This is a genomic window from Stutzerimonas stutzeri RCH2 (assembly GCF_000327065.1).
Lineage (GTDB): Bacteria > Pseudomonadota > Gammaproteobacteria > Pseudomonadales > Pseudomonadaceae > Stutzerimonas > Stutzerimonas stutzeri_AE.
In genome coordinates, this window is sequence record NC_019936.1 from 3925392 (window position 1) to 3946454 (window position 21063).

Here is a 21063-nt window from a genome sequence, read left to right on the forward strand (position 1 = left end):
GTACTCATCGAGGCCTGCATGACCGACTTGCGCACCCTGCTGCTGAACGAGGACACCCAGGGCGCCGAGCTCTTCGACTCGCCCAAGGAGCGGCTGCTGTTCTACCGTTCGGAAATCCACTTCGAATCGTCATTGCTGGCCGAGCGGACGAGCGCATACCTATCGTCGCAGTCCTTTCTGATGATCGCCTTCGCCTCATCGATGGCCAACAGCAATCCCGAGTGGGGCGATCTGTTCCGCCTGGTCGTACCGGCCATTCTCTCGGTACTCGGACTGATCACCTCGATTCACGCCATGCCCGGCATCAAGGCCAATTTCGAGGTCATTGAGCGCTGGCATCAGAAACAGGGCGAACTGCTACAGATCGAAGGTCGCGTGGGCATACTGCCGAACAACGAGTCGGCGCTGTTCGGCGAGGGCAACAGCCCGCCCGGCGGACGTCGCTACAAACGCACGCTGCTATTTTCTCTACGTACACCCATCATTTTTTCGCTGGTGTGGAGCGCATTCGGCCTGCTTTGCCTGGCATTGAGCTTTATGGACTGACACTGTCGTATGTTGCCGCGCATACTCGCATCTGCTTAGCTGCAAAACATGCAAACGGAGAAGTACCCATGTCCGAGCCCGACCGCCCACGCTTTCGCGTCGATGCCGATCGCCAGGCCGCCCATCGACGGGTACGCTACGCTGAAACCAACCGTCCGGATGACGGCAGCTGTACGATCTGTCAGCTCGATGAGGAAAATCCGGCACCGCTCGACGAGACCCCCACCATGGTGCAAGACACCCCTGAGAACGAAGAAGACGAAACCTTCGCCGAATCCCATCTGATCCAGGCCATCGAGAACCAGATCGAAGCAGGCGAGCCGGCAGCCACTCAAGCCACACTGAACAAGCTCACCCTGGTCGGCTACGAGCGCGACGAATGCCTGCAGATGATGGCGGTGGTTCTGGCACACGAAATCCGCAGCATGCTGGCCGAAGACCGACCCTTCGACGCCAACGCCTACGAGGTCATGCTACGCAAACTGCCAGAGCTGCCGGAAGCGACCGAATAAGACCTGGATCAAGGCAGGGCCACTGACAGCATCTACACTCAGCAAACAGGGCACGAGCCCACCATCCGAGGAGCGAGCATGTCGTACACCCCTGAGTTGGTCGCCGAACTGGACGTACTTCGACAGTTCAATCTGGAAAACCTGCAGGAAGGCCTGAAGGTTCATCACGACGCCAGTCCTTCGACTATCGCCGCCTTTTCACGTCTGCACGCCAAGGGCCTGATCACCCAGGCCGACGGCGGTTACCTCACCAGCCTCGGCCGTGACGCCGCCGAACAGGCACAAACGCTGCTCACCATCCTTTCGGAAACGGCCACGGCCTGAACAACCCCGTTTTACTGCGCTGCCCGGGCCGGATAATGCCGCCCCGGGCTTCGGTCGGTCGCCGCCAAGCTCCGAGCCAGCCTCAAGCCCTGCGCCTGTTGGCCGATGAACAAGGTTAGCCAGGCCTGCAAGACCCACCATGATCCGCACTCACCACCCTATCCAGCCGATTCTCGAAGACGGCATCGATCGCAAGGTCCTGACGACCCTGCGTGCGCGCTTTCTCGCAGTGAACGATGCACGGTTGAATCGTGCACTGGCCGCCATGTCGACCCGCCAGCAGCAGGTGCTCAAGCTGTTGCCGCTGCTGTTCCACGTCAATCATCCGATGCTTCCCGGCTACGTGTCGACGAACACGCCGGCGGGGCTCGCCCACTTCGAGCCGGACAGCGAACACCTGGCCGAAGCGCAGCGCCTGAGCCGTTCATTTGCCTACAGGCCCGTGCGCGGCAAGGCACCGCGACCGATCCAAGGCCTGTTCCTCATGGGCAGCCTGGGCACCGTAGCGCAGGACGAACACAGCGATCTGGACGTCTGGGTCTGTCACGATCCAGCGCTGGACGCCCAGGGACTCGACGAACTGCGCCGCAAGTGCGAACTGCTGCAAGCCTGGGCTGCGACCCAGGGCAGCGAAGCGCATTTCTTCCTGGTCGATCCGCAGCGTTTCACCCAGGGCCAGCGCGAGGCCCGGCTGACTTCCGATGACTGCGGCACCACTCAACATTATCTGCTGCTCGATGAGTTCTACCGCACCGCGCTCTGGCTCGGTGGCTGCACACCGCTGTGGTGGCTGGTGCCGGACTACGAGGAACATCGCTACGACGATTATGTGAGAACGCTGCTGGCCAAGCGCTTCGTCCGTGCCGATGAGGTTCTCGATCTCGGTCATCTCGGCCAGGTGCCGCCCGGGGAGTTCGTCGGTGCCGGGCTCTGGCAGCTCTACAAAGCCATCGCCTCGCCATACAAGTCGCTGTTCAAGCTGCTATTGGTCGAGGTGTATGCCAGCCAGTACCCGCAACTGCGCTGCCTGGCGCTGGACTTCAAACGGGCTATCTATCAAGGCCACATCGAGCTGGACGAGCTTGATCCATATATCGCTGCCTACCATGCCATCGAACGCTACCTGAGCGAACGCGGCGACCAGGAGCGCCTGGAGCTGGCACGACGCTGCCTGTACCTGAAGATCAATCGCCCGCTCAGCCGGCCGCCCGTCCATCGCAACAAGAGCTGGCAGCGAACCTTGCTCGAAAGCATGACGCGCAGCTGGCACTGGGATGAACGCCAGTTCGCCCTGCTCGATAATCGCAGCCAGTGGAAGGTGCGCCAGGTCAGTCAGGAGCGGCGCGCGCTGGTCAACGAACTGACCTATGGCTATCGCTTCCTCAGCGACTTCACCCGCCGCCTGCAGGCCGTCAGCCCGCTCACCAGTCGCGACCTGGGCGTACTTGGCCGGCGTCTCTACGCCGCCATCGAGCGCAAGGCCGGCAAGATCGAGGTGGTCAACCTCGGCATATCCCCCGACATGGCCGAGGACAGCCTGACCCTGGTGCACGGCTATGACGCAGCGGGCGACGTGCACTGGTCGCTCTACCAGGGCCAGCTCACGGCGCCGGAACTCTCCAATTTCGCGCCGCTGAAGCGCGCCCGCGAACTGCTCGCGCTGCTCGCCTGGTGCCATCGCAACGGCATTGTCGATACCGGCACCCACCTTTCGCTGTTTCCGGGCGATAGCGGCTTGAGCGAGGCGGAACTGTTCGCCCTGCTCAGCGACCTGCGTCGGGCGATGCCAATGCCACTGCCTCAGGTCGACGAAGAGGCACTGCTGGCGGCGTGCACCCCCAGTCGCGTGCTGCTGCTGATCAACGTTGGCCTGGACCCCACGCTTCAGAACGCAGCCGGGCTTGCAGGTAGCGAGGCGGTGCTTCCGAGCGCTGCGGCGGAAAGCCTTGTGCTCAGTATCGACCAGGTCACCCTCAACAGCTGGAACGAGATGCTGGTCAGCCGCTACGAAGGACCAAAGGCGCTGCCCTCGTGCCTGCGCGATTATCTGGAGAATCTCGCGCAGAGGGCGGAGTTACCGCAGCTCCAGGTATTCTGCTTCGCGCGCAACCGCGGGCAGCTCATCGCCCGCCGGGTTGAGCAGCTCTTCGATGACGCCTGCCAAAGCCTCGCCGGCGAGGCTCAAGGGCGCTACCTGTTGAAGATCCGCCAACATTTCCACGTGTTGCAACGCGATGCAGGCGAGCTGCGCCTGATCAATCTTGTCGACCGCTCAGCACTGATCGAACATCTCGGCGAAGCGCATCATGCGTACCTGCCACTGCAGCTCGACCGTGCGGCGCTGGAAGGCGACGACCTGGCGCTGATCCTCGCCCAGCAGCGGGCAGGCTGCCTGCAGCTGTTCTACCGCACGGCGGGCGAGCTTGCCGAAATCAGCGTACTGGACGAATACAACGCGCTGTGGCGCCAGCACCTGCCCTATCGCGACGAACGCTCGCTGTTGCGCCCGCTGATGCGTTTTCTCGAGTCGATGCGCTATCGACGCAAGGCGCAACAGGAGAATCAGGCCCAGCTGCTGGCTGATGCGCCCATCATCTTTTACCGCATCCATCCCGAACAGGGTTCGCAACCCGCACGACTGGAGCGCCGCCCTGCGCCACTGGAAGAAATCAACGACCCATTCTATGACGTGCAGGCCATTGTCGAATCCGGCGAGAACGGTCGGTCGCAGGTCACGCTGTACTGTAACCAGCAGGAGTTCTCCGGCCTGGAGTACGGAGCCGGGCTGTTCGCCGCGGTGGCCCGCGCCATCATCTCCCGCCGCCGTGATGGCGAGCGCTACCCTTGCTACATCACCGATCTCGACCTCACCGGCCTGCACGGCGGCGGGCGCAGCCAGACCGTGCAGTACCTGCGCTACAAGGCGCGGCTGGAGGCTGCACTGAACGCCGCCATGGACGGCTAAATGATATAGCTTCCCGCTTGATGTCATTTTGCCCTCAAGCTAGGATGCCGGGGCCATCCGCGCATTTCTTCGAGAGCGCACCATCGTGAACGAGCAAAACAACAAAACCGATCTGTTCGCGGCTGATCACAGCATCTACGTCGGCTCACCGCCGGTGAAACGAGCGCTGACAAGCCAAACCGCCATGGATGGCCACAAGACTTCGCACCGGGTCGCTCAAACCCGCGTCTGGCTGAGCAAGGCCGTGACCATCCTCCTGCATATCGTGACCAAGCCCGCGCTCGCCAAAGCGGACGACCACGCGTCTCGCTTAAGGGAGCACCGTGCCGAGCAGGTATGTGCGCATCCGGGCGAGCTCACGCTGATCGCCGCCGCTCTGGCACAGCTGCCGACGCGCACCCGTACGGCCTTCGAACTGCATCGCCTGCGTGGCTATACGCTGGAGCAGGTCGCAAGGGAACTGGACATCACTGCCGGCATGGCCCACCAGGCGATACGCACGGCACTCAGTCGCTGCGCGGCTGCGCTGGACGGAGCGACAAAGCAGCCGTAACAAGCCAAATCTGGGTTTATTCCAACTGTCGGTGATCTCTAAATGAGTGAAATTCCCGCACCCCAATGGAATTGCGCCATGGAATGGCTTATCTGGCTGCAGGCTTCGCCCGACGACCAGGAACTGCGTGCTGCCTGCGAGGCCTGGCAACGGGCCTCGCCTGTAAATGCCAGCGCCTGGCAACGAGCGGAGCAGATATGGCAGCTGACTGGGCAGCTTCCGACGGAAGTTCAACGGCAGCGGCGTCCTGGCAAAAATGCCGGCGCCTGGATTGTCAACGTCATCTGCCGTCGCCCTCGGCGAGTCTGATACGCCCGCCGTTGCAGCAGGCGCCGCCCCGCGTCAACGGAAACCCCGGCGGGATACCGATCCGATAGAACGCCAAGGCTGGGTCAGAACGGATCGCCAGCCGCCTCGGGCTGATACTCGATGGCGAGCAGGGTGAGCTTGATGATCTTGCCGGCAGGGGTTGGCCAGTCGATGTGCTGGCCGACGCTCATGCCCAGCAGCGCCGTGCCCACCGGCGCCAGGACGGAAACAGTACCTTCCTTGCCAGCGTCGTGGGGGTAGACCAGCGTCAGGTGATATTCCTTGCCGGTTCCCTCATCCAGGCAATGCACCCGCGAGTTCATGGTGACGACACCGGCAGGCATTTCGCTGCGCTCCACAATCTGCGCCCGCGACAGTTCCTGCTCGAGCGCTTCGGCAGCCGGACCGTAGTCGTCGAGGCTGTCGAGCAGCCGCTCAAGGCGCTGCAGATCGAGTTGGGTAAGGATGATCGGCGGTGCACTGGTCATGGGTTCTGGCAAGCTCCTGCGAAAAATCAAAAGACGAAAAAAGCAAAACCCCGCCCGAAGGCGGGGTTTTGTTGACCTGCGAAAGACACTATCACAGCAGCCCGAATAAGCAAGGCCCCTGCCTGCAGGCCCCGGAAAACGGGGCCTGCGCGCCGATGGCTTAGATGTCCTCGAACTCTAACGCTTCGCCGCCCTGCTCCAGCGTCACTCGCGTCAGCAGCTCACCGAGGCGCTCGCCGCTGGCATCGCACAACCACAGCTGGCCGCCCTCGTCGTAGTCGAAATGAAAGCCGCCGGAGCGCGCCGCGACCCACAACTGGCGCAACACCGGCTGACGACTGAGGATCAGCTGGCTGCCGTTGGCGAAACGCACGGTCAGCACACCCCCGGAATTTTCCAGATCGACGTCCATGCTGGTGTCATCGAATACGTCCTCGACGCTCTCCTGCACAGCATCGACCAGATCGTGATAACGGGCTTCGCTCAGGCTCATGCAACATTTCCTCGGATTGTGCTGCGCGCGACCCTGCCGCACGCGATGGCGGCGAGCTTAGCAGGGGGCGGTCGAATCAAGCGAGCCGCCAGCCAGCAATGCCGCCGGGTGACGTGCGGCTCGCATAGGCAATCCGACGGGTGCTGGGTATACTCCGGCGATTAGATTTTTCAAGGATTCCAGCCCCCATGAAGCGTCTCCTGCTTCCCTTCATCGCCCTCGCCGTCTTCGCCGCCGCGCTCAGCGGCTGCGGCCAGAAAGGCCCGCTGTATCTGCCGGATGACGAGCAGACCGTCAAAGAACGTTCCAAAGATCGTTTCGAACTCTAAAGGAGGCTGTTCATGGAGGCCTTCTCGTACCGCGACGGTCAACTCTTCGCGGAAGGCGTGGCACTGCCCGCACTTGCGCAACGCTTCGGCACCCCGACCTATGTCTATTCCCGCGCGCACATCGAGGCCCAGTACCGGGCCTATGCCGATGCGCTGGATGGCATGCCGCATCTGGTCTGCTTCGCCGTCAAAGCCAATTCGAACCTCGGCGTGCTGAACGTGCTGGCGCGCCTCGGTGCCGGCTTCGATATAGTTTCGCGCGGTGAGCTGGAGCGCGTACTGGCCGCTGGCGGCCAGCCGGACCGTATCGTCTTCTCCGGCGTCGGCAAGACCCGTGACGACATGCGTCGCGCGCTGGAAGTCGGTGTGCACTGCTTCAACGTGGAATCCACCGACGAGCTGGAGCGCCTGCAGCAGGTCGCCGCCGAGCTTGGCAAAAAGGCACCGGTATCGCTGCGGGTCAATCCGGACGTCGATGCCGGCACCCACCCGTACATTTCCACCGGTCTGAAAGAGAACAAGTTCGGCATCGATATCGACAACGCCGAGGCGGTCTATGCCCGCGCAGCCGAGCTGCCGAACCTGGAAGTGGTCGGCGTCGACTGCCATATCGGTTCGCAGCTGACCAGCCTGCCGCCCTTCCTCGATGCGCTCGATCGCCTGCTCGCCCTGACCGACCGCCTCGCCGCACGCGGCATCCAGATTCGTCACCTTGACCTCGGTGGCGGCCTCGGCGTGCGTTACCGCGACGAGCAGCCACCGCTGGCCGGCGACTACATCCAGGCCGTACGCCAGCGCATCGAAGGCCGCGGGCTGGCACTGGTGTTCGAGCCAGGCCGCTCCATCGTCGCCAACGCCGGCGTGCTGCTGACACGCGTGGAATACCTCAAGCACACCGCGCACAAGGATTTCGCCATCGTCGATGCGGCGATGAACGATCTGATCCGTCCGGCGCTGTATCAGGCCTGGATGAACGTCATCGCGGTGCAGCCGCACGAAGGCGATACGCGTCGCTACGACATCGTCGGACCGATCTGCGAGACCGGCGATTTCCTCGCCAAGGATCGTGAGCTGGCGCTGGTCGAGGGCGACCTGCTGGCGGTGTGTTCGGCCGGTGCCTACGGCTTCGTCATGAGCTCCAATTACAACACCCGCGGTCGCGCCGCCGAGGTGCTGGTGGACGGTGACCAGGCCTTCGAAGTGCGCCGTCGCGAGAGCGTTCAGGAGCTATACGCCGGCGAAAGCCTGCTGCCCACTTGAGGCCAAGATCATGCTTCTGCGCTTTACCAAGATGCACGGTCTGGGCAATGACTTCATGGTCATCGACCTGGTCAGCCAGCACGCGCACATCCAGCCCAAGCACGCCAAGCAGTGGGGCGATCGCCATACCGGCGTCGGTTTCGATCAGCTGCTGATCGTCGAGCCACCGCAGAATCCGGACGTCGATTTCCGCTACCGCATCTTCAACTCCGACGGTTCGGAAGTGGAGCAGTGCGGCAACGGCGCGCGCTGCTTCGCCCGCTTCGTGGTCGACAAGCGCCTGACCGTCAAACGCAAGATCAAGGTCGAAACCAAGGGCGGCATCATCGAGCTGGATATCCGCCCGGATGGACAGATCCGCGTCGACATGGGCCCGCCACGCCTGGTGCCGGCCGAGATTCCGTTCCAGGCCGAGCAGGAAGCCCTGTGTTATCCGCTCGAAGTCGATGGCCAGCGCGTCGAGCTGGCCGCCGTGTCGATGGGCAACCCCCACGCGGTGCTGCGCGTCGATAGCGTCGAGCAGGCACCCGTGCATGAGCTCGGACCGAAGATTGAGCATCACCCGCGCTTTCCACAACGGGTCAACGTTGGCTTCCTGCAGATCGTCGACCGCCGTCAGGCACGTCTGCGCGTCTGGGAGCGCGGTGCCGGTGAGACCCAGGCCTGTGGCACCGGCGCCTGCGCGGCCGCGGTAGCCGCCATCCGCCAGGGCTGGATGGACTCGCCGGTGCAGATCGATCTGCCGGGTGGCCGCCTGTCCATCGAATGGGCAGGTCCCGGACAGCCGGTTATGATGACCGGCCCCGCCGTTCGCGTATTTGAAGGACAGGTTCGCCTATGACCGACCAGACCCAGGGCAGCACCCCGCTTCCCGACGCCGAAGCCGTCGCCGCCTACCTGCGCGCCCATCCGGAGTTCTTCGTCGACCACGACGAGCTGATCCCGGAGTTGCGCATTCCCCATCAGCCAGGCACCGCCGTGTCACTGGTCGAACGCCAGGTCAAACTGCTGCGCGAGCGCAATATCGAGATGCGCCATCGCCTGTCACAACTGATGGATGTGGCTCGCGACAACGACCGCCTGTTCGACAAGACCCGCCGCCTGGTGCTCGACCTGCTCGACGCCAGCAGCCTGGAAGAAGTGGTCAGCGCAGTCGAAGACAGCCTGCGCCATGAATTCCAGGTCCCCTACGTCAGCCTGATCCTGTTCAGCGAAGCCACGCTGCCGGTCGGCCGCTGCGTCAGCACCGGCGAGGCGCAGCAGAGCATCGGCGGGCTGCTCGACGGCGGCAAGACCATCTGCGGCGTACTGCGCCCGCATGAACTGAACTTCCTCTTCGGCGAGGATGGTGGCAGCGTTGGCTCTGCCGCGGTGGTCAGCCTGAACAACCAGCTCGGCGTGCTGGCCATCGGCAGCCCGGATCCACAGCACTACAAGAGCTCGCTGGGCACGCTGTTCCTCGGTTATATCGCCGAAGTGCTGACCCGCGTGCTGCCGCGCTTCGGTACGCCGCTGCGCTCGGTACGCTGAGCGCAATTGCCGGCCAACGCCACGCACCACACGCGCCCGCTCGCGGCCTGAGGCTGGAGCCTGTTCATGCAGAACGAACTCGACGCCTACTTCGAACACCTGCGCAGCGCCCGGCAACTGTCGGGCCATTCGTTGGAAGGCTACCGCCGCGACCTGAACAAGCTGCTGGCCCATTGCGAGCGCGAGCAGATAGCCGACTGGCGCGGGCTACAGGGCCGCCACCTGCGCCAGCTGATCGCTGAGCTGCATCGTCAGGGCCAATCCAGCCGCAGCCTGGCACGCCTGCTGTCATCGGTGCGCGGCCTGTATCGCTATCTCAATCAGGAAGGCATCTGCCAACACGACCCGGCCGCCGGTCTGTCGGCGCCGAAAGGCGAACGGCGTCTACCGAAGCTGCTGGATACCGACCGAGCCATGCAGTTGCTCGATGGTGGCGTCGAGGACGACTTCATCGCCCTGCGTGACCAGGCGATGCTCGAGCTGTTCTATTCATCCGGTCTGCGCCTGTCGGAACTGGTTGGCCTGAACCTCGACCAGCTCGACCTGCCGGCGGGGCTGGTGCGGGTGCTCGGCAAGGGCAACAAGGTGCGCGAGCTGCCCGTCGGGCGCAAGGCGCGCGAGGCGTTGCAGGCCTGGTTGCCAATACGCGCGCTGGCCAACCCAGCCGATGGTGCGGTATTCATCGGCCAGCAGGGCCGTCGCCTCGGTGCCCGCGCCGTGCAAATGCGGGTGCGTCAGGCCGGTGTGCGCGAGCTCGGCCAGCATCTGCACCCACATATGCTGCGCCATAGCTTCGCCAGCCACCTGCTAGAGTCGTCCCAGGACCTGCGCTCGGTGCAGGAGCTGCTCGGCCATGCCGACATCGGCACCACGCAGATCTATACCCACCTGGATTTTCAGCACCTGGCCAAGGTCTACGATCAGGCGCATCCGCGCGCCAAGCGCAAGCAGGACACCGACACATGAGCATTCGCCTGATCACCTTCGACCTGGACGATACCTTCTGGGAAACCACGCCGGCCATCCAGAGCGCCGAGACCGCGCTGCGCGACTGGCTGGCGGTACATGCACCGCGCCTGGGCGAATTTCCCGTCGAGGCGCTGGGCGCTATCCGCCGCATGCTGATCGAACGGGACCCGGCGCTGCGCCACCGCATAAGCGAGCTGCGCCGACGCATCCTGCAGCACGCGTTACACGATGCCGGTTATCCCGCCGATGAAGCGGACGGGCTGGCCGAACAGGCGTTTCAGGTATTTCTCGATGCGCGCCATGAGGTGCAGATTTTCCCTGACGTGCAACCAACCCTGGAGTTTCTCGCCAATCACTACACCCTTGGCGTGATCACCAACGGCAATGCCGACGTGCGCCGCCTGGGCCTGGCCGACTATTTCCAGTTCACCCTGTGCGCCGAGGAGCTGGGCGTCGGCAAGCCGGACCCGCACCCGTTCCAGCAGGCCTTGCGACTGGGCGATGCGCGCCCGGAGCAAGCCGTGCACATCGGCGACCACGCCCTCGACGACATCGCCGGGGCGCAGCAGGCCGGCCTGCGGGCGATCTGGTTCAATCCAAAGCGCGCCGTCTGGCCGCACGACTACCATCCCGACGCGGAGATCCAGAGCCTGGCGGGGCTGCCAAAACTGCTGCATGGCTGGCGCGGCGACTGAACAACGATCCATACGCCAGACGCGAAAAAGCCCGCCGTGATGCGGGCTTTTTTGCAATTCGGCCGACTCAGATAGGACGGCTGCCGTACTTGCTGTCCGGCTTCTTCGGCGGGTCGGCGACCACATTGGGTTCGACCTCCTGCACCTGACCGCCACGGGCGAGGAACTCTTCCATGGCTCGCGCCAGCGCTTCGCGCTCTTTCTGCTTGGCTTCCAGGCTCGGCAGCTCGTCGGGCTCGACGGCCTTGGCCTTGGTCTTTTTCGCCGGCGTGGCACGCTCGCTGTCGGTGCCCTCGTCGTCGAGGCTGTCGTCGCCCTCGTCGGCGGCGCTCAGCTCCTCCCCGTCCTCCTCGTCGCTAACGTCCAGATCGTCTTGTTCTAGTTCTTCGTCGCTCATGTTCAACCTCATGGCCATGCCAAAGCGGAGTAAGTTATAGCCCAGCGATGCGGAAAGACCGACACCGCCAAAAAAAATTCAACTTGCCGTCCCGTGCAGCGTTGCCACTATCTGCCGCGCCCCACCCTGGTCGCGGTGTTCCCCGAGATAGATCCCCTGCCAGGTGCCGAGGGCCAGACGCCCCTCACTGACCGGCAGGCTCAACTGGCAGCCGAGCAGGCTGGCCTTGAAATGCGCCGGCAGATCATCCGGCCCTTCGTAGTCATGCTCGTAGCCTCCCTCACCCTGCGGCACCAGGCGATTGAAGAAGCGCTCGAAGTCACGCCGAACCGCTGCATCGGCATTCTCGTTGATCGTCAGCGACGCCGAGGTATGCCGCAGCCACAGGTGTAACAGACCGACCTGACATTGCCGCAGTTCCGGCAATGCGGCGAGCAGCTCGTCGGTGATCAGGTGGAAGCCACGTGGTCGCGCGCGCAAGGTGATCAGGGTCTGTTGCCACATGTTCGCAAAGCTCATGTTCAACGGCTGGTCGCGCGCATTCTAGCGTGGCGCCAAAAAAAACAAAGGGCGCCAAAAGGCGCCCTTGTCATGTACCACCGAATCGTTACTGACGAGTGAACTCCGGATAGGCTTCCAGACCGCACTCGACCACGTCCACACCTTCGTATTCCTCTTCCTCGCTGACGCGCAGGCCCATCACTGCCTTGATGATGCCCCAGACGATCAGGCTGGCGATGAATACCCAGAGGAAGATCGACACCAGACCCAGCAGCTGCGCACCAAAGGTGGCATCGGCATTGGTCAGCGGCACGGCCAGCAGGCCCCACATACCGGCAACGCCATGCACGGAAATGGCACCGACCGGGTCATCGAGCTTGAGCTTGTCCAGGCCGAGGATGCTGAACACCACCAGCACGCCACCCACACCGCCGATCAGCGTCGCCTGCAGGGCGCTCGGGGTCAGCGGCTCGGCGGTGATCGCCACCAGGCCAGCCAGGGCGCCGTTGAGCACCATGGTCAGGTCGGACTTGCCAAACAGCAGGCGCGCGGTGATCAGTGCTGCGATCAGGCCACCGGCGGCGCCCATGTTGGTGTTGACGAAGACCTGGGCCACCGCGTTGGCGTCCTCGATGGTGCTCATCTTCAGCTGCGAGCCGCCGTTGAAGCCGAACCAGCCCATCCACAGAATGAAGGCACCGAGGGTCGCCAGCGGCATGTTGGCACCCGGAATGGCGTTGATCTGGCCGTTCGGGCCATACTTGCCCTTACGCGCACCGAGCAGCAGAACACCCGCCAGAGCAGCAGCCGCACCGGCCATGTGCACCACACCGGAACCGGCGAAGTCGAGGAAGCCAGCAGCGTCGAGGAAACCGCCGCCCCACTTCCAGAAACCCTGAATCGGGTAGATGAAGCCGGTCATCACCACCGCGAAGGCAATGAAGGCCCACAGCTTCATGCGCTCGGCCACCGCACCGGAAACCACCGACATGCAGGTCGCGGCGAAGACGATCTGGAAGAAGAAGTCAGCGCGGGCCGAGTAGTACGGTGCATCCTCGCCACCGGCGGCGACCAGGTCGACCGCATGCTCGTCACCGATCAGGAAGCCCAGACTCGGGAAGATGCCGCCTTCCGGGCTGGAGTACATGATGTAGTAACCGACCAGCAGATACATGATCGAGGCCAGCGAGTAGAGCACGATGTTCTTGGTGAGGATCTCGGCGGTGTTCTTGGCTCGCACCAGACCGGCTTCGAGCATGGCGAAACCCGCCGCCATCCACATCACCAGCGCTCCGCAGATCACGAAGTAGAAGGTATCGAGTCCGTACTGGACGGGTATCAATGCAGTGCTATCCATGTGTCACCTCTTGCTGTCGCGCTGTGTGCGCTATTCGGTCCGCAGGCCGCCGCACGCTGCTCCGGCGGTCCTGCCCTGACCCCGGGTTGGCTCCGGGGTACTGCGCTGAAATGGGTTACAGGTTGTAGCCGCGCTCGTTGTGCAGGCTGAGGTCGAGGCCGATGGTCTCCTGCTCCTCGTTCACCCGCAGGCCCATCACCAGATCGATCGCCTTGAGGATCAGGTAAGTGACGATGCCGGTGTAGACGACGGTGAAGAGCACGCCCTTGAACTGAATCCACAGTTGCAGGCCGATGTTCTCCACTTCGCCGAAACCACCCAGCATGGGCGCGGCGAAGATGCCGGTGAGCAGCGCACCGACGATGCCGCCCACGCCGTGCACGCCGAAGGCATCCAGCGAATCGTCGTAGCCGAGCTTGCGTTTCAGGCTGGTGGCGCAGAAGAAGCAGACCACCCCGGAGACCAGGCCGATGACCAGCGCGCCCATCGGGCCGACAGTGCCGGCAGCCGGCGTGATGGCGACCAGACCGGCGACCACGCCCGAGGCAATGCCCAGCGCGCTGGGTTTGCCGTGACCGATCCACTCGGCGAACATCCAGCCCAGTGCCGCCGCCGCGGTGGCGATCTGGGTAACCAGCATGGCCATGCCGGCAGTACCGTTGGCAGCGACGGCCGAGCCGGCGTTGAAGCCGAACCAGCCGACCCAGAGCATCGCGGCGCCGATCAGGGTCAGACCCAGGTTATGCGGTGCCATCGGCGTGGTCGGGTAACCCTTGCGCTTGCCCAGCACCAGGCAGGCCACCAGACCAGCGATACCGGCATTGATGTGCACCACGGTGCCACCGGCGAAGTCGAGCACGCCCCAGTCCCACATCAGGCCGCCGTCACCGCCCCAGACCATGTGCGCGATCGGTGCATAGACCAGGGTGAACCAGATGCCCATGAACACCAGCATCGCGGAGAACTTCATGCGTTCGGCGAAGGCGCCGACGATGAGCGCCGGGGTGATGATGGCGAAGGTCATCTGGAAGGTGATGAAGACGCTTTCCGGGAAGGCACCGACCAGGCTGTCGGGCGTCAGGCCGCTGAGAAACGCGCGATCCAGACCGCCGACGAAGGAATTGAAATTGGTAACGCCCGCTTCCATTCCGGTGGTGTCGAAAGCGAGGCTGTAGCCGTAGACCATCCAGAGGATGCTCATCAGGCCGGTGACGGCAAAGCACTGCATCATCACCGAGAGAATGTTCTTCGAGCGGACCATGCCGCCGTAGAACAGCGCCAGCCCAGGGATGGTCATGAACAGCACCAGCGCAGTGGCCGTCAGCATCCATGCCGTGTCGCCTGAATCCAGCGTTGTCTCCTGCGCCAGGGCCAGGCCTGGACTTATCAGAGACAAAAGGGCTCCTAGCCCTGCGAATCTTCGCAGAGTCATGGTTTTACTCCTGGGGCGTGGGGGTTCGGAGGTGCTGCTTAAATCGCGTCGGTATCGGTTTCGCCGGTACGGATGCGGATGGCCTGTTCCAGGTTGACCACGAAGATCTTGCCGTCGCCGATCTTGCCGGTGTTGGCCGCCTTGGTGATGGCCTCGATGACGCGATCGAGCTGATCGTCAGCGATGGCTACATCGATCTTTACCTTCGGCAGGAAGTCGACGACGTATTCGGCACCGCGATACAGCTCGGTGTGCCCCTTCTGACGACCGAAGCCTTTGACTTCGGTGACGGTGATGCCCTGTACGCCAATTTCCGACAGCGACTCGCGCACGTCGTCCAGCTTGAACGGCTTGATGATGGCAGTGACTAGTTTCATGAAAACTTCTCCCGTTTAGGTGGACTTGCCCCAGAAGTACGAACCCGGCTCAAGTCTAAGCTCAGTGTCTGGCTCTTGTAACGCTCCGGCTGTTGCCGAGCCTCTGTCCGACACCACCAATCTCTCCGACGAAGCGTCGCGAATCACCGATGCACCGCAACCGGCTGGTGCATGCGTCGCTGAGGACAAAGCAGAATCGATGCCAGTTTTGCTCAAGCCCCAGGTTTGCGGGCCCGGAGATCGAAAGAGCACGCCCGACGGACGGTTCAGCCGCAGCGGCGCATCTTTTTGGTGCGCGCGTGCACCATGTGCTGCTCATTTTCTGTGCACTGCTCGCCGCAAAGGCTCAAAAAGCCGCGTGCTACACTGCGCCCCGTTCAATGAAAGGTGTTTTCCATGTTGCCGCCAAAAGCTTTTCTAGATGCCATCGGCTCCCAGGCCTCGCGCCTGTTCAACGGCGAGACGCCGCTGCCGCGTGGCGAATTCGAAGCCCAGCTCAAGGGCGTGGTACAGGGTGCGCTGAACAAGCTCGACGTCGTCAGCCGCGATGAGTTCGACAGCCAGATGGTGGTGCTCGCCCGTACCCGCGCCCGCCTGGAAGCGCTAGAGGCGAAGGTCGCCGAACTGGAAGAAAAGCTAACGCCGCCCGCGTCCTGACAGACCGGGCCGCGACACGATCAAAGGAGTGATCGAATGTCCCTGGCCATAGTTCATAGCCGCGCCCAGATCGGCGTCGAGGCACCGTCGGTGACCGTCGAAGCCCATCTGGCCAACGGTCTGCCGGCGCTGACACTGGTCGGCTTACCGGAAACCGCCGTGAAGGAGAGCAAGGACCGCGTGCGCAGCGCCATCCTCACCTCCGGCTTCGACTTTCCGCCCCGCCGTATCACCCTCAATCTCGCACCGGCCGATCTGCCCAAGGATGGCGGCCGTTTCGACCTGTCCATCGCCCTCGGCATTCTCGCCGCCAGCGGTCAGCTGCCAGCCGAACGCCTGACAAGCCTCGAATGCCTGGGCGAACTGGCGCTGTCCGGCGCCCTGCGCCCGGTCCAGGGCGTGTTGCCGGCAGCCCTTGCAGCTCGGGCTGCCGGACGCGCATTGCTGGTGCCGCGAGCCAACGCCGAGGAAGCCAGCCTGGCCTCAGGGCTCATCGTCTATGCCGCCGAGCACCTGCTCGAGGTCGCCGCGCACTTCAACGGTGTCACGCCGCTCGAACCCTACGTCGCCCAGGGCCTGCTGCGACAGGTTCAGCCCTACCCGGACCTGGCCGACGTGCAAGGCCAGCAGGCCGCCAAGCGCGGCCTGCTGATCGCCGCGGCTGGCGCCCACAACCTCTTGTTTTCCGGACCGCCCGGCACCGGCAAGACGCTGCTGGCCAGCCGTCTGCCCGGCCTGCTCCCACCGCTGGACGAGCAGGAAGCGCTGGAAGTCGCCGCCATCCATTCGGTGGCCAGCCACAGCCCACTTGAACATTGGCCACAGCGTCCCTTTCGCCAGCCCCATCACAGTGCATCGGGCCCGGCGCTGGTCGGTGGCGGCAGCCGGCCGCAGCCGGGCGAGATCACCCTGGCGCATCAGGGCGTGCTGTTTCTCGACGAGCTGCCGGAGTTCGATCGCAAGGTACTCGAGGTCCTGCGCGAGCCGCTGGAATCGGGCCATATCGTCATCGCCCGGGCGCGCGACAAGGTGCGCTTTCCGGCACGCTTCCAGTTGGTGGCGGCGATGAACCCCTGCCCGTGCGGCTATCTGGGCGATCCGAACGGGCGCTGCCGCTGCACGCCGGATCAGATCCAGCGCTACCGCAACAAACTTTCCGGGCCGCTGCTCGACCGCATCGACCTGCACCTGACCGTGGCGCGCGAAGCCACGGCGCTCAATGCGCCACCGCAAACCGGGCAGAGCAGCGCCGTGCTCGCCGCGCAGGTGGCCCAGGCCAGGCAGCTGCAACTGGCCCGCCAAGGCTGCGCCAATGCGTTCCTCGACCTCGCCGGTCTGCGCAGCCATTGCCAGCTGACGGCCGAGGACCAGGCCTGGCTGGAGCGCGCCTGCGAGCGTCTGGCGCTATCGCTGCGCGCCGCGCACCGCTTGCTCAAGGTGGCACGCACCCTCGCCGATCTGGAGCAAGCGGCGAGCATCAGTCGCCAGCACCTCGCCGAAGCGCTGCAATACCGCCCCGGCAGCCAGGCCTGAGCCGCTCTGGCGCGGGCTCTGGCTCGCGCAATCGGCCGCGGACGACCGCCGCCTTTCGCGGTCTGTGTTAAGTTGGCTGGCTTTCGCCACAGGCGGCCACTCCCCCAGACACAATCCGAAGGAGCGCAGCATGGAGGCAAAACAGCCCTCGTCTTCCCACCTCAACGCCCCGGTCTTCTATGGCTCGGCGGTTATCATCCTGGCGCTGGTGATCTACAGCGTCGCGTTCCAGAGCCACGCACAAACCCTGTTTGGCGACACCCAGGCCTGGATCATCGCCAACGTCAGCTGGCTCTACATCCTTGCCGTCGCACTCATCCTGCTGATGGTGGTGCTGCTGGCATTCAGTCGCTATGGCGACATCAAGCTCGGCCCGGACCACAGCGAGCCGGACTACAGCGCGCTGACCTGGTTCGCCATGCTGTTCTCCGCCGGCATGGGCATCGGCCTGATGTTCTTCGGCGTCGCCGAACCGGTGATGCACTTCCTCTCGCCGCCGACCGGCGAAGGCGGCACCACGCTCGCCGCGCGCGAGGCGATGAAGATCACCTTCTTCCACTGGGGCCTGCACGCCTGGTCGATCTACGCCATCGTGGCGATGATCCTGGCCTACTTCGCCTACCGCCATGGCCTGCCGCTGACGCTGCGCTCGGCGCTCTATCCACTGATCGGCGAGCGCATCTACGGGCCAATCGGCCATGCCGTGGACATCTTCGCCATCATCGGCACCGTACTCGGGGTCGCCACCTCGCTGGGTCTGGGCGTCACCCAGATCAACACCGGCCTGAACCACCTCTATGGCCTGCCGATCTCGGTGCCGGTGCAGATCGGCCTGATCATCGCCACCACGCTGTTGGCCACGGTTTCGGTGGTTACCGGGCTGGACAAGGGCGTGCGCCGCTTGTCCGAGCTGAACCTGACACTGGCAGCACTGCTGTTGCTGATGGTGCTCGTTGCCGGGCCGACGGTGTTCATCCTGCAGACTTTCGTGCAGAACACCGGTAGCTACCTGTCGGACATCGTCGACAAGACCTTCAACCTCTACGCCTACGAGCCGAACGACTGGATCGGCGGCTGGACGCTGTTCTACTGGGGCTGGTGGCTGGCCTGGTCGCCCTTCGTCGGGCTGTTCATCGCGCGTATCTCGCGAGGCCGGACGATTCGCGAGTTCGTCGCCGGCGTGCTGCTGGTGCCGACCGCCTTCACCCTGCTGTGGATGACCGTATTCGGTGACACCGCGATTCACATGATCCTCTGGGAGCACGTGACCAGCCTCGGCGATGCCATCGAACAGGACAGCTCGCTGGCGCTGTTCGCCTTCCTCGAGCACTTCCCGTTCTCCGCGCTCATCTCGCTGATCGCCATCATCATGGTGGTGGTGTTCTTCGTCACCTCGGCGGATTCCGGTGCACTGGTGGTGGACATGCTCGCCTCCGGCGGCAAACAGGGCACGCCGGTCTGGCAGCGGATCTTCTGGGCGATGTCCATGGGCGGCGTGGCCATCGCACTGCTACTGGCCGATGGCCTGACCGCCCTGCAGACCGCGACCATCGCCAGCGCCCTGCCCTTCACCATCGCGCTGCTCTGTTCGATGTGGGGCCTGCTCAAGGCGCTGCGCCTGGATGCCACCAAGCAGGGGCTGCGCTACCAGGCGCTGAGCACCTCGCCCAGCGCGCCGCGCACAGCGGGAGGCTGGCAGCGCCGACTGCGCACGCTGATGCTGTTTCCGCGGCGCGCCCATGTGGTGCGCTTCATCACCGAAGTGGTGCGCCCGGCCTACGAGGACATCGCCGAGGAAATGCGCAAGCAGGGCTATGTGGTCGAGATCAGCGAAGGCGAAGACCGTCGCCTGCGCTTCGAAATCACCCATGACGGCGAGCCGGATTTCATCTACGAGGTTCGCCCCCGCGCCTACGCCATGCCGAGCTTCGTCGCCACCAGCGATGACGACGAACGCGAGGAGCGCAAGTACTTCCGTGCCGAGGTGCACCTGAAGGAAGGCGGTCAGGATTACGACGTGATGGGCTGGAGCCGCGAGGACGTCATCAGCGACATCCTCGGCCAGTACGAGAAACACATGCACTTCCTGCACATGGTCCGCTGAATCGCTCCGGCGTCCTGGCACGGCCAGGACGCCCCCGATCAGTGCGCCACACCTGCGGACAGACGTTCGGCACTCATGAAGCTAACCAGCTCGGCCAATGGCAGCGGCTGGCTGACCAGATAGCCCTGCACCTGCTGCGCGCCGAACTGGCGCAGCAGCTCAAGCTGTTCAGCCGTCTCGACGCCTTCGGCAACCACCTCCAGGTCGAGGTTGTGCGCCAGCCCGACCATCGCCTGCACCAGCTGCAGTTTCTCCGGCCGCAGGATCATGCCGGCGACAAAGCTCTTGTCGATCTTCAGCAGCGTGATCGGCAGGCTGGACAGGTGCACGAACGACGAAAAGCCGGTGCCGAAATCATCCAGCGAGAAACGCACGCCCAGCTCGCCCAGCGCATTCATGGCGCTCTGTACCTGATCGCTACGACGCATCACCGCGGTTTCGGTGAGTTCGAATTCCAGCCAGTGCGGATCGATGCCACGCTCGTCGATCAGGCGGTTGAGGGTCGGCAGCAGCTGGCTGTCCTGGAACTGGCGAAACGACAGGTTGATCGCCATGTGCAGCGCATCGGCGCCGCCATCCTGCAGGCTTTGCAGATCACGCAGCGCCCGGGCGATTACCCAGTAGCCGAGCGGCACGATCAGCCCGCTCTCCTCGGCCATGGGTATGAATGCGTCCGGGGCCAGCAGGCCTCTTTCCGGATGCAGCCAGCGCACCAGCGCCTCCAGCCCGACGATGCGCCCGCTCTCCAGGCACAGACGCGGCTGATAGTGCAGCTCCAGCTCGCCGCGACGCAGGGCGCGGCGCAGCTCACCTTCCTGATCGGCCAGGCTGCGCGCGCTGCGGCTGACCTGCTCGTCATAGAAACACCAGGTGCAGCCTTGGCTCGCCTTGGCCTGGCGCATGGCGATCTGCGCGTGCCAGAGCAGCGGATCGGCCTTGATGCCCGCGCTGGCCCGCGCCAGACCGATGCTGCAGCCAAGCATCAGGCTCTCGCCTTCCACCCAGTAGGGTTCTGCCAATGCCTCGACGATACGATCGGCTACCGCCTCGGCGCGCTGCGGATCACCGCGGGTATCGAGCAACAGCGCGAACTCGTCGCCGCCCAGCCGCGCCAGCATGTCGCCGACCTCCAGCTGCGCCTTGAGCCGCGCCACCACCTGCAGGATCAGCCGGTCCCCGGCCTCGTGGCCCAGGGCATCGTTGACGTGGCGAAAGTTGTCCAGATCCAGATAACCCAGCACCAGGCCCTGCTCCTGGTGTTCGGCCAGGGCATCGAACAGCAGCGTCTGGAAGCCCTGGCGGTTGACGATACCGGTGTGCGGGTCCTGCTCGGCGAGCTTCTGCAGGGTGCCCTGCAGGTTGCAGCGCTCACGCACGTAGCGCAGGCAACGGCGCAGCACCTCGGGGCTCAGCTGATCGGCTACCAGCCAGTCCACCGCACCCTCCGGAGAGTCCGCTGGTTCTTCGTCGAGCAGCAGGATCAGCGGCCAGGGATAGCGCCCGACCGGCGGCCGGCATTGAGGGGTCGCCAGCAGCAGGCAGGGCGATGCGAGCAGCTCGCCGGCTGATTCGCAGCTCGCCGCGATGACCAACCGCTCCGTGCAATGCGAAGCCTGCAGGCAGTCACGCAGCCGCGTCGCCCATTCGGGACGATCGGCAAGTAACAGCAGCGGCATGGTTTGCACGGGCGCTGACAAGCGGCCTCCAGACTCGATGGGTTTGTAGACGAGCG

The 21063-nt window shown here is 64.2% G+C and carries 23 protein-coding genes; 15 read left to right on the plus strand and 8 right to left on the minus strand.

Features of this window, described 5'->3' with window-relative positions:
* Positions 1 to 18: 18 nt before the first annotated feature.
* The 6 genes from PSEST_RS18255 to PSEST_RS18280 all read left to right on the plus strand — a co-directional run bounded on the left by PSEST_RS18255 (position 19) and on the right by PSEST_RS18280 (position 5209).
* Positions 19 to 546 carry a hypothetical protein gene (locus PSEST_RS18255; protein WP_015278417.1) on the plus strand — a complete coding sequence of 176 codons (528 nt, stop codon included), beginning with the start codon at positions 19 to 21 and terminating at the stop codon, positions 544 to 546.
* Positions 547 to 614: 68 nt separating this feature from the next.
* Positions 615 to 1058: a hypothetical protein gene (locus PSEST_RS21920; protein ID WP_015278418.1), complete on the plus strand. Its 444-nt coding sequence runs from the start codon at positions 615 to 617 to the stop codon at positions 1056 to 1058.
* Positions 1059 to 1136: 78 nt separating this feature from the next.
* A complete protein-coding gene (locus PSEST_RS18265) occupies positions 1137 to 1382 on the plus strand; it encodes a TIGR02647 family protein (RefSeq protein ID WP_015278419.1) in 246 nt (81 codons plus the stop codon).
* A 139-nt stretch (positions 1383 to 1521) separates the two neighbouring features.
* A complete protein-coding gene (locus tag PSEST_RS18270; RefSeq protein ID WP_015278420.1) occupies positions 1522 to 4347 on the plus strand; it encodes a class I adenylate cyclase in 2826 nt (941 codons plus the stop codon).
* An 85-nt stretch (positions 4348 to 4432) separates the two neighbouring features.
* Positions 4433 to 4900 (plus strand): sigma factor-like helix-turn-helix DNA-binding protein, encoded by a 468-nt coding sequence (locus PSEST_RS18275; protein ID WP_015278421.1) that lies wholly within the window; start codon positions 4433 to 4435, stop codon positions 4898 to 4900.
* A gap of 78 nt (positions 4901 to 4978) precedes the next feature.
* The gene (locus PSEST_RS18280) at positions 4979 to 5209 is read left to right on the plus strand and encodes a FecR/PupR family sigma factor regulator (protein ID WP_041756778.1); all 231 of its coding nucleotides are present in this window, start codon (positions 4979 to 4981) and stop codon (positions 5207 to 5209) included.
* Between the two features lie 83 nt (positions 5210 to 5292).
* Here PSEST_RS18280 and rnk read toward each other — a convergent pair whose 3' ends face one another.
* Together rnk and cyaY are read right to left on the minus strand one after the other, a co-directional pair.
* Complete coding sequence (rnk, locus tag PSEST_RS18285; protein ID WP_015278422.1) at positions 5293 to 5697, minus strand: nucleoside diphosphate kinase regulator; 405 nt, start codon at positions 5695 to 5697, stop codon at positions 5293 to 5295.
* A 160-nt stretch (positions 5698 to 5857) separates the two neighbouring features.
* On the minus strand, positions 5858 to 6190 hold the full coding sequence (gene cyaY / locus PSEST_RS18290) for an iron donor protein CyaY (protein WP_015278423.1): 333 nt from the start codon (positions 6188 to 6190) through the stop codon (positions 5858 to 5860).
* Between the two features lie 188 nt (positions 6191 to 6378).
* Here cyaY and lptM point away from each other — a divergent pair, with 188 nt between their 5' ends.
* From lptM to PSEST_RS18320, 6 genes are all read left to right on the plus strand, one after another.
* Complete coding sequence (gene lptM / locus PSEST_RS18295) at positions 6379 to 6519, plus strand: LPS translocon maturation chaperone LptM (RefSeq protein ID WP_003283423.1); 141 nt, start codon at positions 6379 to 6381, stop codon at positions 6517 to 6519.
* Positions 6520 to 6531: 12 nt separating this feature from the next.
* Positions 6532 to 7779 (plus strand): diaminopimelate decarboxylase, encoded by a 1248-nt coding sequence (lysA, locus tag PSEST_RS18300; RefSeq protein WP_015278424.1) that lies wholly within the window; start codon positions 6532 to 6534, stop codon positions 7777 to 7779.
* Between the two features lie 10 nt (positions 7780 to 7789).
* Complete coding sequence (dapF, locus tag PSEST_RS18305) at positions 7790 to 8620, plus strand: diaminopimelate epimerase (RefSeq protein WP_015278425.1); 831 nt, start codon at positions 7790 to 7792, stop codon at positions 8618 to 8620.
* Positions 8617 to 9309, plus strand: coding sequence for a DUF484 family protein (locus tag PSEST_RS18310; protein WP_015278426.1), 693 nt, complete (start codon positions 8617 to 8619; stop codon positions 9307 to 9309). Before dapF ends, PSEST_RS18310 begins: the two co-directional genes overlap by 4 nt.
* A gap of 66 nt (positions 9310 to 9375) precedes the next feature.
* On the plus strand, positions 9376 to 10275 hold the full coding sequence (gene xerC / locus PSEST_RS18315) for a tyrosine recombinase XerC (RefSeq protein WP_015278427.1): 900 nt from the start codon (positions 9376 to 9378) through the stop codon (positions 10273 to 10275).
* Positions 10272 to 10973, plus strand: a complete 702-nt coding sequence (locus tag PSEST_RS18320; protein ID WP_015278428.1) for an HAD family hydrolase — start codon at positions 10272 to 10274, stop codon at positions 10971 to 10973. The genes xerC and PSEST_RS18320 overlap by 4 nt, the downstream gene beginning before the upstream one ends.
* Positions 10974 to 11040: 67 nt before the next feature.
* Here PSEST_RS18320 and sutA read toward each other — a convergent pair whose 3' ends face one another.
* From sutA to glnK, 5 genes are all read right to left on the minus strand, one after another.
* Entirely contained in the window at positions 11041 to 11370 is a 330-nt protein-coding gene (gene sutA / locus PSEST_RS18325; protein WP_015278429.1) for a transcriptional regulator SutA, read from the minus strand.
* A 78-nt stretch (positions 11371 to 11448) separates the two neighbouring features.
* Complete coding sequence (locus PSEST_RS18330; protein ID WP_015278430.1) at positions 11449 to 11874, minus strand: secondary thiamine-phosphate synthase enzyme YjbQ; 426 nt, start codon at positions 11872 to 11874, stop codon at positions 11449 to 11451.
* Between the two features lie 103 nt (positions 11875 to 11977).
* Positions 11978 to 13228 (minus strand): ammonium transporter, encoded by a 1251-nt coding sequence (locus PSEST_RS18335; RefSeq protein ID WP_015278431.1) that lies wholly within the window; start codon positions 13226 to 13228, stop codon positions 11978 to 11980.
* A 115-nt stretch (positions 13229 to 13343) separates the two neighbouring features.
* A complete protein-coding gene (locus tag PSEST_RS18340; RefSeq protein ID WP_015278432.1) occupies positions 13344 to 14660 on the minus strand; it encodes an ammonium transporter in 1317 nt (438 codons plus the stop codon).
* A gap of 38 nt (positions 14661 to 14698) precedes the next feature.
* Complete coding sequence (glnK, locus tag PSEST_RS18345) at positions 14699 to 15037, minus strand: P-II family nitrogen regulator (protein ID WP_003096476.1); 339 nt, start codon at positions 15035 to 15037, stop codon at positions 14699 to 14701.
* A gap of 396 nt (positions 15038 to 15433) precedes the next feature.
* Between glnK and PSEST_RS18350 the strand changes: the two genes are divergently transcribed.
* From PSEST_RS18350 to betT, 3 genes are all read left to right on the plus strand, one after another.
* Positions 15434 to 15694, plus strand: a complete 261-nt coding sequence (locus tag PSEST_RS18350) for an accessory factor UbiK family protein (RefSeq protein WP_013981620.1) — start codon at positions 15434 to 15436, stop codon at positions 15692 to 15694.
* 36 nt (positions 15695 to 15730) lie between these two features.
* Positions 15731 to 17227, plus strand: coding sequence for a YifB family Mg chelatase-like AAA ATPase (locus PSEST_RS18355; protein ID WP_015278433.1), 1497 nt, complete (start codon positions 15731 to 15733; stop codon positions 17225 to 17227).
* 130 nt (positions 17228 to 17357) lie between these two features.
* Entirely contained in the window at positions 17358 to 19331 is a 1974-nt protein-coding gene (gene betT, locus PSEST_RS18360; protein ID WP_015278434.1) for a choline BCCT transporter BetT, read from the plus strand.
* A gap of 38 nt (positions 19332 to 19369) precedes the next feature.
* On the opposite strand, the gene PSEST_RS18365 is transcribed toward betT, so the two are convergent.
* Entirely contained in the window at positions 19370 to 21007 is a 1638-nt protein-coding gene (locus PSEST_RS18365; RefSeq protein ID WP_041756780.1) for a putative bifunctional diguanylate cyclase/phosphodiesterase, read from the minus strand.
* Positions 21008 to 21063: the final 56 nt, after the last annotated feature.